Annotated in this window: 11 protein-coding genes; 4 read left to right on the forward strand and 7 right to left on the reverse strand. The window is 66.9% G+C overall.

The features are described 5' to 3' along the window. Positions 1–6 precede the first annotated feature (6 nt). The 4 genes from ACFXP9_RS07955 to dusB form a co-directional block, all read right to left on the reverse strand. Positions 7–2,256 carry a sensor histidine kinase NtrY-like gene (locus tag ACFXP9_RS07955; RefSeq protein WP_397210136.1) on the reverse strand — a complete coding sequence of 750 codons (2,250 nt, stop codon included), beginning with the start codon at positions 2,254–2,256 and terminating at the stop codon, positions 7–9. Between the two features lie 80 nt (positions 2,257–2,336). After that, a complete protein-coding gene (locus ACFXP9_RS07960; protein WP_397206767.1) occupies positions 2,337–3,755 on the reverse strand; it encodes a response regulator in 1,419 nt (472 codons plus the stop codon). Positions 3,756–3,764: 9 nt separating this feature from the next. Further along, positions 3,765–4,880 carry a nitrogen regulation protein NR(II) gene (locus ACFXP9_RS07965; RefSeq protein WP_397210138.1) on the reverse strand — a complete coding sequence of 372 codons (1,116 nt, stop codon included), beginning with the start codon at positions 4,878–4,880 and terminating at the stop codon, positions 3,765–3,767. After that, complete coding sequence (dusB, locus tag ACFXP9_RS07970) at positions 4,877–5,935, reverse strand: tRNA dihydrouridine synthase DusB (protein WP_397206763.1); 1,059 nt, start codon at positions 5,933–5,935, stop codon at positions 4,877–4,879. Before dusB ends, ACFXP9_RS07965 begins: the two co-directional genes overlap by 4 nt. A gap of 226 nt (positions 5,936–6,161) precedes the next feature. Between dusB and ACFXP9_RS07975 the strand changes: the two genes are divergently transcribed. The 4 genes from ACFXP9_RS07975 to ACFXP9_RS07990 all read left to right on the forward strand — a co-directional run bounded on the left by ACFXP9_RS07975 (position 6,162) and on the right by ACFXP9_RS07990 (position 11,389). Further along, on the forward strand, positions 6,162–7,544 hold the full coding sequence (locus tag ACFXP9_RS07975; protein WP_397206761.1) for an L-serine ammonia-lyase: 1,383 nt from the start codon (positions 6,162–6,164) through the stop codon (positions 7,542–7,544). A gap of 324 nt (positions 7,545–7,868) precedes the next feature. Beyond that, positions 7,869–8,435: a hypothetical protein gene (locus ACFXP9_RS07980; protein ID WP_397206759.1), complete on the forward strand. Its 567-nt coding sequence runs from the start codon at positions 7,869–7,871 to the stop codon at positions 8,433–8,435. Between the two features lie 120 nt (positions 8,436–8,555). Further along, entirely contained in the window at positions 8,556–10,652 is a 2,097-nt protein-coding gene (locus tag ACFXP9_RS07985; RefSeq protein WP_397206757.1) for a YjbH domain-containing protein, read from the forward strand. Positions 10,653–10,663: 11 nt separating this feature from the next. Next, entirely contained in the window at positions 10,664–11,389 is a 726-nt protein-coding gene (locus ACFXP9_RS07990; protein WP_397206755.1) for a YjbF family lipoprotein, read from the forward strand. A 100-nt stretch (positions 11,390–11,489) separates the two neighbouring features. Here ACFXP9_RS07990 and ACFXP9_RS07995 read toward each other — a convergent pair whose 3' ends face one another. From ACFXP9_RS07995 to ACFXP9_RS08005, 3 genes are all read right to left on the reverse strand, one after another. Further along, entirely contained in the window at positions 11,490–11,909 is a 420-nt protein-coding gene (locus ACFXP9_RS07995; protein ID WP_397206753.1) for a GFA family protein, read from the reverse strand. A 285-nt stretch (positions 11,910–12,194) separates the two neighbouring features. Continuing rightward, entirely contained in the window at positions 12,195–12,398 is a 204-nt protein-coding gene (locus ACFXP9_RS08000) for a hypothetical protein (protein WP_397206751.1), read from the reverse strand. A gap of 233 nt (positions 12,399–12,631) precedes the next feature. Next, positions 12,632–13,114 (reverse strand): Fur family transcriptional regulator, encoded by a 483-nt coding sequence (locus ACFXP9_RS08005; RefSeq protein ID WP_397206749.1) that lies wholly within the window; start codon positions 13,112–13,114, stop codon positions 12,632–12,634. Between the last annotated feature and the right edge of the window lie 11 nt (positions 13,115–13,125).

Below are 13,125 nucleotides of genomic sequence, written 5' to 3' on the forward strand. Positions count from 1 at the left end.
GCTCGGTCATGGTTTATGGGGCGCGCGCGGCTGGCGCACCGGGTGGCGTTCGCGTGGCAGCACAAGCCGCGCCATCGCGCCGCGCTTGCCGTGAATGGGTTCGGGGGCATCGGTCAGGGTCAGGCTGCCGCCATGTTCTTCGACGATCTTTTTACAGATCGGCAGGCCCAGACCGGTGCCGGTGGATTTCAGCGTCACATAGGGGTCAAACAGACGCGAGCGGTCCTCGGGCAGGCCGATGCCGTTCTCGATCACGGTGATGACCACGCTGTCAGGGTCGGCCAGCAGGCGCACCCGGATTTCGGGATTCCAGCCATCATTTGGATTTTCTGAATATTCTTCAACCGCTTCGCCTGCATTCTTTAACAGGTTTGTGAAAACCTGCCCCATCATCCCCGCATCGGCATCGACGATGACCGGCTGATCGGGCAGATCCACCAACAACGCCCCGCCAAGCGCATCCTGTTGCAGCAGCGCGGCTTCCCGCAGCAGCGCCGCAATATCGGTTTCCTTGCGGTCGGGTTCGGGCATCCGGGCAAAGCGGCTGAATTCATCGACGATGCGGCGCAGATCGCCGGTCTGGCGGATGATGACATCGACGTAACTGTCCAGCGCTTCGCGGTTTTCACCGGCCAGTGGGCCGAATTTGCGCCGCAGCCGTTCCGCCGACAACTGGATCGGCGTCAGCGGGTTCTTGATTTCATGCGCGACGCGGCGGGCGACATCGCCCCAGGCCGCCATGCGCTGTGCGCTGACCAGTTCGGTCACATCGTCAAAGGCCACGACATAACCCGCCACCTGCCCGGCCTCGTCCTGACGCCGGGCCATGCGCACCAGCAGGCTTTCCATCCGGCCTTCGCGGGTCAGGCGGACCTCGTCCTGCACGGTTTCGGTGACGCCGCCGGCCAGCTTGTCGAACAGCGCCGCAAATTCCGGCACCACCAGCCGCAGCGGCGCGTCGATATCGCGCGCCGGGTCCAGCCCCAAAAGCCGCGTGGCCGAGCGGTTCAGAAAGTCGATCTCGCCAGCGGCATCCAGCCCCACCACGCCCGAGGTGACCGAGGTCAGCACGCTGTCAAACAGCCGCCGCTGTTCATCGGACAGGCGATAGCTTTCGACCAGTTCGGCGCGCTGCTGTTTCAGCTGGCGGGTCATGCGGTTGAAGCTGGCGCCAAGGGTCTGGATCTCGTCCCCGGTGTCGGGTTCGACGATCTGCACGTCCAGATCGCCCGCGCCCACGCGTTCCGACGCGGCGGCCATCTGCCCGATGGGACGCGACAGACGTTCGGCAAACCACAGCCCCAGCCAGATGGCCGCCGCCACCAAAAGCAGCGCAAACCCCAGATAAAGCAGTGAAAATTCGAACAGAACCTTGCCGCGGGTGCGCTCAAGCTGTTGGTATTGGCCCACCGTGGCGCGGGTGTCGTCCAACAGCCCCAACAGGTCGCCATCCACATCGCGGGTGACATATAACAGCCGGTCAACCAGCGGGTCCAGCGGCACCAGCGCGCGGAAGGCGTTGTTTTGCCAGTCCTCGATCAGCAGCAACCCGTCACGGCGCGCGGTGGTGATCTGGGCCGGCGTCGGCTGGTCATACCAGAACAGATAGCTGCGATCGCCGCGCGCGCGAATATGGCCGCCGCCGTCGATGACATAGGCCTCGCGCAGGCCGCGCTGGATCTGGCCCTGCCCGCTGACCAGCAATTGCCGGATCACCCCGTCATCCAGCAGCGGATTGCCCTGCCCGGCATCCGACAGCACCAGCGCCAGCGCGCGGGCGTCATCAGACAGGTCCTGGCGGTGTTCTTCCTGATAGGCCTCGGCCGCGTCCAGCGAGGTCGCGACCACCTGCTGCACCCGGCTGGAAAACCAACCCTCCAGCCCGATGCTGACGGTCAGCCCGGCAAACAGCGCCACCAGCACCGTCGGCACCAGCGCCAGCATGGTAAAGATCGACACCAGCCGCAGATGCAGCCGCGACCCGGCCTGCGATTTGCGCCGTTCCGCGACCATCCGCGCCAGCCGCGCGCCCACCAGCCCGCCAAGCACGATGACATAGATCAGGTCAGCCAGAAACACCAACCGCAGCGCGGTGCTGGCGGTGGATTCGCCCAAAGGCCCCATGACGGCAAAGGTCAGCCCGGCCAGCACCGGTCCCAGCACCACCAGCCCCAGCGTCGCGGCATTCTGGACGCGCCGCACCCGGCGCAGCCGCGCCAGCCGTTCCCAACTTCGCCGTGACAGTGTCCCCGCCACCCGATGCCCCCAAAGCCTGCGCGGTTCGCCCGCGTCGCTGTTGCCCGAACGCGACGATCCGCACCCGGCCTGTGGCGGTTTTACATCAGTTTGCGGCGCCGTGTCACCTCGATATTCAGCCCGTTCAGCTTCTTGCGCAGCGTATTGCGGTTGATCCCCAGCATTTCAGCACAGCGCAACTGGTTGCCGCCGGTGGCATCCATGGCCAGATCCAGCAGCGGACGCTCGACCTCGGCGATCACCCGGTCATACAGGCCGGGGGCGGGCAATTCCCCGTCCAGCAGGTCGAAATAGCGCCGCAGATGCGCCTCGACCGCCGCCGACAGGCTGGCCCCGGCGCGCGCATCCGCGACCGGCGCGGCACCCGCAGCCGGCAGCGCCGGGGAAGATTCGTCCAGCGCAGCGCCGATCTCGGGCGCGGTAATGGCCCCGGCCTGCGCGGTGACCGCCAGCCGCCGCATCAGGTTTTCCAGCTCGCGCACATTGCCGGGAAAGGGATGGGCGCGGATCGCGGCCTCGGCCTCGGGGGTCAGGCTGCGCTCGGGCAGGCCCTGCGCGCCGGCACGGGCCAGCAGGTGACGGGCCAGCGCCGGAATATCCTCGACCCGGCGGCGCAGCGGCGGCACCGCCAGCACCACCCCGGCCAGCCGGTAATACAGATCGGCCCGCAGCCGCCCCGCCGCGACATCGGCCTGCGGGTCCGGCCCGGCGGTCGCCACCACGCGCGGCGCCCGTCCCGGCCCGCGGGCGGCGATGGCCTCCCAATCCTCGAACAGGCCGACCAGCCGCGCCTGCGCCCCGGCATCCAGCCCGGCGGCATCCTCGATCACCAGCGTGCCGCCCGCCATGCCGCGCGCCAACCGGGCCATCGCCTCGGGACCGGCATCATGCGCGGTCAGGATCGCCAGCGGCTTGTCGCGGCGGTCGGAAAAATCATGCAGGCTGCGCGCCACCAGCGAACGCCCCGACCCGGCCTCGCCGCTGACCAGCACCGGCAGATCGGCATTCAGCACCCGCGCCACCGACCGAAACAGCGCCTGCATCACCGGCGCATGGCCGATCAGCGGCAGATCGCCGGTCGCGGGCAGCGGGGCCGCGTCAGCGGCGGCATCCGGCCCGGGGGGCGCTGCGGGGCCGCGCCGTTCCAGCGCCGCCCGCACCCGCGCCATCAGATCGGGCAGGTCGAAAGGCTTGGGCAGATAGTCAAAGGCATCAGCCTCGGTCGCGCGGATGGTGGTGACGATGGTGTTTTGCGCCGAAATCACGATCACCGGCAGGTCAGGCCGCGCCTTGCGGATGGCGGGGATCATGTCGATGCCATTGCCATCAGGCATGATGACATCGCTGACCACCACATCGCCGCGCCCCTCACCGACCCATTTCATCAGTTGGGCCAGACTGCCGGTGGCATGAACCCGACAGCCGGCGCGGGTCAGCGCCTGGGTCAGAACGGTGCGGATGGTGCGGTCGTCATCGGCGATCAGAACGGTGCCGTCCATGATGGTTCCTTATGCTTTGGGCAGCGACAGGCGAAACAGGGTGCGGCCGGGGCGCGAATCAAGCCGCAGCCAGGCGTCGTGGTCGGTGGCAATCTTGCTGACCAGCGCCAGCCCCAGCCCGGTGCCGTTTTCCCGGCCCGAGATGAAGGGCGCGAAAACCTGATCAGCAATCGCATCGGGGATGCCGGAGCCGTCATCCTCGACCTCGATCTGAAGCGGCAGCGGCGTGGCATCGGCGGGGTGGCGGATGGTGCTGTCGTAATGGCTGCGGATGCGGATGGTGCCGGCGCCACGCGGATCGCCGGGGCCGCGCCCGTCACGGGCCAGCGCCTCGGCGGCATTGCGCAAAAGGTTCAGCACCAGTTGCACGATGCGGTCGCCATCGACCAGCGCCAGCGGCAGCGAGGGGTCGTAATCGGTCACCACCTGCGGCCCGCCCGGACCGGGGCGCGCCAGTTCGAAACTTTGCCGCGCGCGGTCCAGAACATCGTGAATATTGACCGCCGCCCGCAGCGGGGCCGAGGTGTCGCCAAAGCGTTCCACCTGATCCAGCAGCGCCACCACGCGGCGGCTTTCAGCCACGATCAGATCGGCAAGGTCGCGATCCTGCGGCGACAACCCGTCAGCCAGCAATTGCGCCGCGCCGCGAATACCGGCCAGCGGGTTCTTGATTTCATGCGCCAGCATTTCCGCCATGCCGATGGCGGCGCGGGCGGCATGGCGGTGGCGGCCCTGCCCCAGCCGCGCCGGATCGGCGGGCTGGATGACCAGCTGCGCCCCCTCATCCGCCAGCCGCGACAGATACACCCCGGCGCGGCGCATCTCATACCCTCCGGCGCGGTCCCCGATTTCCCAGATCAGGCCGTCGCGAAACACCGTGTCGCCAGTCAGCTGCGCCAGCATTTGCGGCAACAGCGGGTCGACGCGCAACCGCGCCAGCAGGCCGGGGTCGTTCAGCGCCAGCCCGCGCACCGACCGCCCCGAGACATTCAGCCACAATTCCGCCGCATCGTTCAGCGCCGCGATCCGCTCCCGCGCGTCAAAGCGCAGCGCCGGCAGCGGCAGCGCCTGCCACGCCCCGGCATCGCCCGCCGTCGCGCCGGGTCGGGTCGTGCCGCTGCTCATGCTGCGCCCCTTTGGGCGGTGGGTTCGGGCGTGGGCCCGGCCACCGCGCCGGGGGCGTCGGCAAAGACCTGCGCGATCAGGCGCAGCGCCTGTTCCGGGCTGTCGGCGCGAAACAGCGCATCACGCGCGCCCGCCCCGGCACCGGCCTGATCGGCATACCAGCCCAAATGCTTGCGCGCCACGCGCAGCCCCACCGCGATGCCGTAATGCGACAGCATGTCGTCGTAATGGGTCGCGACCGCATCGGCCAGCGCCGCGCCGCGCGGAATATCGGGGGCCGGGGTGCCATACAGCGCATGGGCGATCCCGGCCAGCCGCCAGGGCGCACCTTGCGCGCCGCGCCCGACCATCACCGCATCCGCGCCGCTGTCGCGCAGGGCGGCGCGGGCGCTGTCGGCATCGACAATATCGCCATTGGCCACCAGCGGCAGTTCGGGCACCGCCTGACGCACCGCGCGGATCGCCCGCCAATCGGCCCGGCCCTTGTAAAACTGTGCCCGCGTGCGGCCATGCACGGTCAGCATCGCCACCCCGGCATCGGCGGCACGACGCGCCAGTTCCGGCGCATTGCGGCTGTCATCGTCCCAGCCAAGCCGCATTTTCAGCGTCACCGGCAGGTCGCCTGCCTGCCGCGCGGCCTGCACCGTGGCCTCGATCAGGGTCAGCGCGTGGTCCAGATCGCGCATCAGCGCCGCCCCGGACAGACCGCCCGTCACCTTCTTGGCCGGGCAGCCCATATTGATGTCGATGATCCGCGCCCCCATGCCCGAGACGATGCGGGTGGTATGTGCCATCGCCCCGGCCTCGCGCCCGGCGATCTGGACGCTGACCGGCAGTCCGCCGCCGACCATCGCCCTGGCCCGCACCGCCGCCCGGGTCGAGGGGCGCGGGGTGACCATCTCGGTGCTGGCGACCATTTCCGAGACCACCAGCCCGGCCCCGTGCCGCGCCACCGCGCGCCGGAACGGCAGATCGGTAATGCCCGCCATCGGCGCCAGAAACACCGGCGGGTCCAGCACCATATCGGCAAGTCTGATCGGATTGGCTTGGGTCATGTTGTGGTCCTAGGATGGCGCGACGCGGGCGAACAGCAGCCGCCCGGCTTGTGCTGTGAAAATCGTCACGTTAACGGCGATATTGCCCGATTTGCGCGCTGTCTGCACAATAAATGTGCAATTCGCAATCTTCGCCGCCGCGTCATCCCCCGCTGGCCGTGCCGGCAAAGCCCGGCTAACCTTGCGGCAAGGACGCACCGCCAGATCGGTGCGCAGGGGAGGTGTGATGTTTCTGTCGGTATTCGATATTTTCAAGGTCGGGATCGGCCCGTCATCGTCGCATACGATGGGACCGATGCTGGCGGCGGCGCGGTTTCTGGACCGGCTGCGCGCGGCGCCGTTTACCGCGCATGGCCTGCGCGCCAGCCTGCATGGCAGTCTGGCCTTTACCGGCAAGGGCCATGCCACCGACCGCGCGGTGATTCTGGGGCTTGCCGGGCTGTCGCCCGAGACCATGGACCGCGACAAGGCCGAGGCCCTGCTGGCCGCCAATCGTGACAGCGGTCAGCTGCACCCGCCGGGCCTGCCGACCCTCGGCTTTGACCCGGCCCGCGACCTGCGCTTTGACCATGACCGCACCCTGCCCGGCCATGCCAATGGCATGGTGCTGTCGGCCCATGACGCGCAGGGCGATGTGATCCTGTCCGAGACCTATTATTCCATCGGCGGCGGCTTTGTGCTGACCGCGGACGAGCTGGCGGCGCGCGGCGACGAGACCCGGACCGAGGCCGGGCCGGACGTGCCGTTTCCCTTTGCCAGTGCCGCGCAGATGCTGACCATGGCGCAGGCCAGCGGCAAAACCATCGCGCAGATGAAATTCGCCAATGAATGCCGCCAGCGCAAGGACAGCGATATCCGCGACGGGCTGGACCGGGTCTGGCAGGTGATGCGCGACTGCATGGATCGCGGTCTTGGCACCGGGGGCACCCTGCCCGGCGGGCTTGGGGTGCGGCGGCGGGCAGCGGCGATCCATGACAGCCTGCTGCGCGAACGCGGCATGAACCTGACCGCGCCGCATATCATCAATGACTGGATGTCGGTCTATGCCATGGCCGTGAACGAGGAAAACGCCGCTGGCGGACAAGTGGTCACCGCGCCCACCAATGGCGCCGCCGGGGTGGTGCCGGCGGTGATCCGCTATTGGCTGGACCATGTGCCCGGCGCCAGCGCCGACCGGCTGGGGGATTTCCTGCTGACCGCCGCCGCGATCGGCGGGCTGATCAAGCATAATGCCAGCATATCAGGCGCCGAATGCGGCTGTCAGGCCGAGGTCGGGTCAGCCAGCGCCATGGCTGCGGCGGGGCTGGCAGCGGTGCTGGGGGCGACACCTGAACAGGTTGAAAACGCGGCGGAAATCGCGCTGGAACATCATCTGGGCATGACCTGCGACCCGGTCAGGGGGCTGGTGCAGGTGCCCTGCATCGAACGCAATGGCCTTGGCGCGATCAAGGCTGTTTCCGCCGCCAGTCTGGCACTGCGCGGGGATGGCCAGCATTTCGTGCCGCTGGATGCCGCGATTGAAACCATGCGCCAGACCGGTCGCGATATGTCCGAGAAATACAAGGAAACCTCGCTGGGGGGGCTGGCGGTGAACGTGCCCAATTGCTGATCGGGGCTGTTGATCAGAAAGACGCGCATTAACCGGATATCAAGGATTTCGTGTCACGAAGGGGCATCTGTCACGCGAATCATTTGTCATGTCCCTGCATCCCACACCGACCCCTGCCCCACGCCCCGTCCCGGCCCGCACCCCGCAAAGGACGGGACAAGCACCTGACCGGCCAGCTGCGGCGCAGCCCCCGCCGTGACCGCCGGACAGTGCGGGATCAGTGGCGGCCTGTTGGTTTGCTGCCTGTCTGGCGGCTTGCCCCGGCCTTGCCCGATGGTCTAGGCAGGATGTGACGTGATCTGAAAAAAATCAGGGTTCCGAAACATGAAACTTCGTCTGGCCGTGCTGGCCCTGCTGCCCATGACCCTTGCCGCCTGTGACGAGGCCGCGATGAAAGACTTTCAGGCCTCGCTGGGGCTGACCAACCGCGATGCCGCCGCCGTGGCCGCCGCACAGCCCCCGGCCAAACCGCAACCGCCAGCGGTGTCGCCGCTGGAACAGCCCATCGAACTGGCCGGGGGCAGCCAAAGCCTGCGCGCCACCGCACAGGCCGCGACCGTCGATCTGACCCGCTTTACCGCCAGTGGCACCGAAAAGGTCTGGACCGTGGATGTGGCGGGCGACAAGGCGACGTATCGGCGCCCGGATGCGAAAGCCGCCACCATCAGCCTGCGCCGCATCGTCTATGCTGGTGGGGCGGAATTTGTTGGCGTGTTTGGCGGGGCGCCCTTTACCATCCGCGTTTCGGCTGGCGAATGCGCCGGGCCGGATGGCAAGACCTGGCCGCTGACCGCCAAATTGCGCAGCGGCAGCACCCATCTGGCTGGTTGTGCCAGACCCACCGCCACAACCACAACGGAAAAGGACGCGAAAACAGCGGCCAAGTCCTGATTGCTGATCGCGGCGGCGCAGCGCGGAAACCCGCGCATGTGCCGCAGGCGCCGCCTTTGCGCTGGTCTGACCGACAGGCAGCGGCTAACATGCGGGCAAATCAGACGAGGGATATATCCGATGCGCCGTTCCCCCCGCTATCGCCTGCTGATGGCCACCACCCTGCCTGCGGCCCTGTTCGTGATTTCGGGGGCGGGGTCAGCCGGTCCGCTGATCGGTCAGGGACGCAACACCTATGGGATGCCGGGCGCCATCGACACCCCCACCGCCGAGGTTTATCCCGACGCGACGCTGGGGGCGGCCACCAACAAAAGCGATTACGCACAGCGCAACAACCTGATCTTTCAGGCCGCGCCGCAGCTGACCGTCGGCCTGCGCTATTCCAAGGTGGACGGGATCGACCAGCGTCTGGGCTATCTGTGGGATCGCAGTTTCGATGCCCATTATCAGGTCTTTGGCGAACAGGGCTGGCGTCCGGCGGTTGCCGTCGGCCTGCGCGATTTCATCGGGACCGGCCTGTATTCGGGTGAATATATCGTCGCCACCAAATCGCTGACCCCCGATATCCGGGTCAGCGCCGGGATCGGCTGGGGCCGGCTGGCTGGCAAGGCCCGCCCGATCGAATATGGCGATGAGGGTGGCAAGCTGAACAGCAGCGACTGGTTCCGTGGCGGCGCCAAACCCTTTGGTTCGATCACCTGGCAGGCGACGGATCGCCTCAGCTTTGCGGCGGAATATGCCAATGATAAATACACGCTTGAGGAAGAACAGGGCATCGACGCCCCTGACAGCCATCTGAACCTTGGCGTGACCTATCGTCTGGGCGAGGCGTATCAGATTTCGGCCTATACGATTGGCGGCAAAACCTTCGGCGCGCAGTTCAGTTTTGCGCTGAACCCGCGACAGTCCCCCTATCCGTCGGGGCTGGAGCCCGCACCGGCCCCGGTGCGCCCGCGCCCCGCCCCCGCCGCCGACCCCGAGGGCTGGTCGGGCCACTGGCACAGCGACCCCAGCGCGCAGCCCGCCATTCAGACCGCCCTGGCTGCGGCGCTGAAAAAGGACGGTCAGGTGCTGGAATCCATGTCGCTTGGCCCGCAGCGCGCCGAGATCCGCATCGACAACCGCCGCTATGTTCAGCAGGCCGAGGCCGTGGGCCGTGCCGCGCGGCTGATGACCCGTGCCCTGCCCCCCTCGGTCGAGACGCTGGTTATCACCAATCTGCGCAACGGCGTGCCGGTCAGTTCCGTCACCCTGCGCCGCAGCGATGTCGAGCGGCTGGAAAACACCGCTGCCGCCCATATCGCCGCCCGCGCCACGATCACCGACGCCCCCGCCCGCGCGGCGGGGCTGGTGGCGGCGGACGGGGTCTATCCGCGGCTGCGCTGGTCGCTGAAACCTTATCTGTCCACCTCGATCTTCGACCCTGAGGAGCCGTTCCGTTACGAGGTCGGCGCATCGCTGAGCGGTTCTTACGAATTCACGCCCGGCCTGTTTGTCGATGGCGAATTGCGCCAGCGCGTGGCCGGCAATCTTGGCAAGGACAGCGAGCATAAAGAACCGACCAGCAAATATATCGTGCGCTCGGACAGCTGGAAATATTCCGGCCAGACCGCGCCGGTCATCCGGCGGCTGGCGGTGACCTATAACACCAAGCTCAGCGACAATCTGTATGGTCAGGTGTCCGCCGGGATGCTGGAACATATGTATGGCGGCCTGCATGGCGAGGTGCTGTGGAAGCCCGTCAACAGCCGTCTGGCCATCGGGGCCGAGCTGTCGCGGGTCAAAAAACGCAGCCCCGAACAGCTGTTCGAATTCGAGGATTACGAGACCACAACCGGCTTTGTCACCGCCTATTACGATTTCGGCGGCGGCTATGTCGGCAGCATCGCGGCGGGTCAGTTTCTGGCCAAAGACAAGGGTGTCAGCGTCGGTCTGGACCGCGAATTTGCCAATGGCTGGAAGCTGGGGGCCTTCGCGACCAAGACCGACATGTCCGCCGAGGAATTTGGCGAGGGATCGTTCGACAAGGGTATCCGTCTGTCGATCCCGCTGGGATGGGCGACCGGGCAGCCATCGAAGGCGACGGTCGGTCAGGAAACCCGGTCGCTGACCCGCGATGGCGGGGCGCGTCTGGACCTGCCCAACAGGCTGTATGACACCGTGCGTCCCAATGATGCCGGGAAACTGTATGAAGGCTGGGGGAAATTCTGGCGATGACGGGGCACAGCATGACAGGCGGCATGGCAGGGGCACAGCGGATGGCGGTTCAGGGCGAAATGACGGCAGGTCACGGCAAGGCGCTGCCGCGCGCTGTGACCGGCGCGGCGCTGGTGGCGGCGATGCTGCTGGCTGGCTGTGGCAATGACCGCGATGGCGCGGGCAGTCTGGTCCAGATCGCTGGCGCTGCGCGACAGGCCGTGGCCGGGATCGGCGGTGACAAGAACACCCCCGCCCAACCCGCTGATACGCCACAGGCGATGGCGGCGCGCGCATTGCAGGCCAATCCCGGCCCGCTGATCATGGCGGGGCTGGAAAGCATGGGCACGACGCAGGTCATGGCGCTGACCGGTCAGAATGGTGCCATGCGCACCTATATGACGCCCTCGGAACAGGCGCTGATCTTGCGTGACGGGATGCTGGTTGGAACCAAAGGTCTGGGCAATGACCTGTCCGTGGCCGAGGCTGACAATTCGGCCGCCCTGATCCGCGCCCGGCGCAGCGGGCAGGCACAGCGGGTAATGCGCTTTATCAGTGGCGATGGCGTCGAACGGCCGCTGCCGATCAATTGCAGCATCGCCCCCGGTCCCAAGCCCGGCACCATGGTCGAGGATTGCACGGGCAACGGGGTGGCGTTCCAGAACAGCTATCTGGTGCAGGGCGGCGCAATTCCGGTTTCGCGGCAATGGGTTGGCCCGGCATTGGGCTATGTCACCATTCAGGTGCTGCGGCCCTGATCGCGCGGCCCAGACGGGGGCACGCCCGCTGCTGGTGTCGGACATCAGGATGCGGCCTGCCCACCCTTTTGCGGGCGCGTGAAACGGCGGCGGGGTGCGCTTAACCCTTGGGCATATCCGGCAGGCCGGCATACCTGGGTGCCTTGTCGATGCTGTCGGTCCAGTCGGCGCGGCTGGCAAAGCAGATATGCGCGGCGGGGCGGATGCTGACCGGGCTGTCAAGTGACCCGGCGGGCACCATGAGCGGGCCGGATGGGGTGATCAGACTGGGCAGCGCCGACCCGCATGTGACGCAAAAACTTTTGACATGCCGGGTTTGCGGCAGACGGAACATCCGGACATTATCCTGCCCTTTCAGCCACAGAATGCGCGCAGTGTCGGAAAACAGGTTGGCCGCATGGGCCGCGCCGGTATCCTTGCGGCAGCGGCTGCAATGGCACAGGAAGAAATGGTCAAACAGCCCCTGAATGCGAAACCGGACGGCGCCGCACAGACAGCTGCCTGATGCCATATCTTTCATGTCACATCCCTTTCTTCCGCTTGGCGGCCACGGGCGCAACACCTGATGACCGCCTGTCAGATTCGCTGGCAATGCCGTTGGGCGCGGCCTTGGGCCAGCTTGCCTGACATCAGCCCGATTCTGCCCTCGGCCTGCGCTGTGCGAAAGCCCTGCCAGCCTGGGCCCGGTTTGCGGCGGATCCCCCGGCAGAAGGACGATCAGCGCCGGATTCGACCACAGCGCATATGAAAAAAGGGCCGAGGCAAAGCCTCGACCCCCTTCAGAACAGCCCGTAAGGGCAAATTCTTACGAGTCGTCGTTGTCCGAAGCGACAGCAGCGATCACGCCCAGCAGCAGCAGGGCGGGAACGACCAGACCGGCGTTCGAGGAAGCCGGTTTGGTGTCGACGACGACGGGCTCGACGTCAACGACGGGGGCAACATAGCCACCGGCCAGGGCGGTCGAGGCGGACAGGCCGAGGGCGGCGACGAAGGTAGCAAACTTGGTCATGATCATGCTCCGTACAGTGCTAGTGAAAGCTGCCATTCCTGACAGCATCGCAGCGACAGTCGCACAAAGCCGGGACAAATAAAAGCGGTTCGCTTCGTTTCCCATGAGGCGTTGCGCCACTGTTGCATATTGGACAACAAAACCCGGAAGCGGCGGTTCCGACCGGGCCGACAGAACCGGTAAGGCGTTGCAAATATGCGACTATTGCCCTGTCTGCGGGGTGAATTGCGGGGCTATTCGGGCTTGCCCGCGCAGGCCGAACACAGACCGACAGATTCGAAACTGCTGCGTTCCACCGTAAAGCCCAGACCCTGCGCCAGTTCGGCCATCATGGCGCGGACCTGATGGGCGTCGGCCTCGGCCACGGTGTTGCAGTTGCGACAGATCAGGAAGGCCGGGGCATGGCTGTGATCGGGCGAGGTGCAGGCGGTAAAGGCGTTCAGCCGCTGAATGCGATGCGCCAGCCCGTGTTCGACCAGAAAATCCAGCGCGCGATAGACCACCGGCGGCTGTTTGCCGAACCCGTCCTGCGCCAGCCGGTCCAGCACCTCGTAGGCGCCCATGGCGCGATGCGCCTCAAGCAGGATTTCCAGCGTGCGCCGCCGCACCGGGGTCAGCCGCGCGCCCTGCCGTGCCAGCAATGCCTCGGCGGTTTGCATGGATTGGGTGATGCAGGCGCCGTGGTCATGTTCGTGAAAAACCGATGCCTGATCCATGCCGTTGCCCG

The organism is Paracoccus jiaweipingae, from assembly GCF_044335505.1.
Taxonomy (GTDB): domain Bacteria; phylum Pseudomonadota; class Alphaproteobacteria; order Rhodobacterales; family Rhodobacteraceae; genus Paracoccus.

Coding starts and splice junctions, on each gene's coding strand:
- ACFXP9_RS08005 (WP_397206749.1), bottom strand. CDS start 13,114: ATGGATCAGGCATCGGTTTTTCACGAACATGACCACGGCGCCTGCATC.
- ACFXP9_RS07990 (WP_397206755.1), top strand. CDS start 10,664: ATGACAGGCGGCATGGCAGGGGCACAGCGGATGGCGGTTCAGGGCGAA.
- ACFXP9_RS08000 (WP_397206751.1), bottom strand. CDS start 12,398: ATGACCAAGTTTGCTACCTTCGTCGCCGCCCTCGGCCTGTCCGCCTCG.
- ACFXP9_RS07975 (WP_397206761.1), top strand. CDS start 6,162: ATGTTTCTGTCGGTATTCGATATTTTCAAGGTCGGGATCGGCCCGTCA.
- ACFXP9_RS07960 (WP_397206767.1), bottom strand. CDS start 3,755: ATGGACGGCACCGTTCTGATCGCCGATGACGACCGCACCATCCGCACC.
- ACFXP9_RS07980 (WP_397206759.1), top strand. CDS start 7,869: ATGAAACTTCGTCTGGCCGTGCTGGCCCTGCTGCCCATGACCCTTGCC.
- ACFXP9_RS07995 (WP_397206753.1), bottom strand. CDS start 11,909: ATGAAAGATATGGCATCAGGCAGCTGTCTGTGCGGCGCCGTCCGGTTT.
- dusB (WP_397206763.1), bottom strand. CDS start 5,935: ATGACCCAAGCCAATCCGATCAGACTTGCCGATATGGTGCTGGACCCG.
- ACFXP9_RS07985 (WP_397206757.1), top strand. CDS start 8,556: ATGCGCCGTTCCCCCCGCTATCGCCTGCTGATGGCCACCACCCTGCCT.
- ACFXP9_RS07965 (WP_397210138.1), bottom strand. CDS start 4,880: ATGAGCAGCGGCACGACCCGACCCGGCGCGACGGCGGGCGATGCCGGG.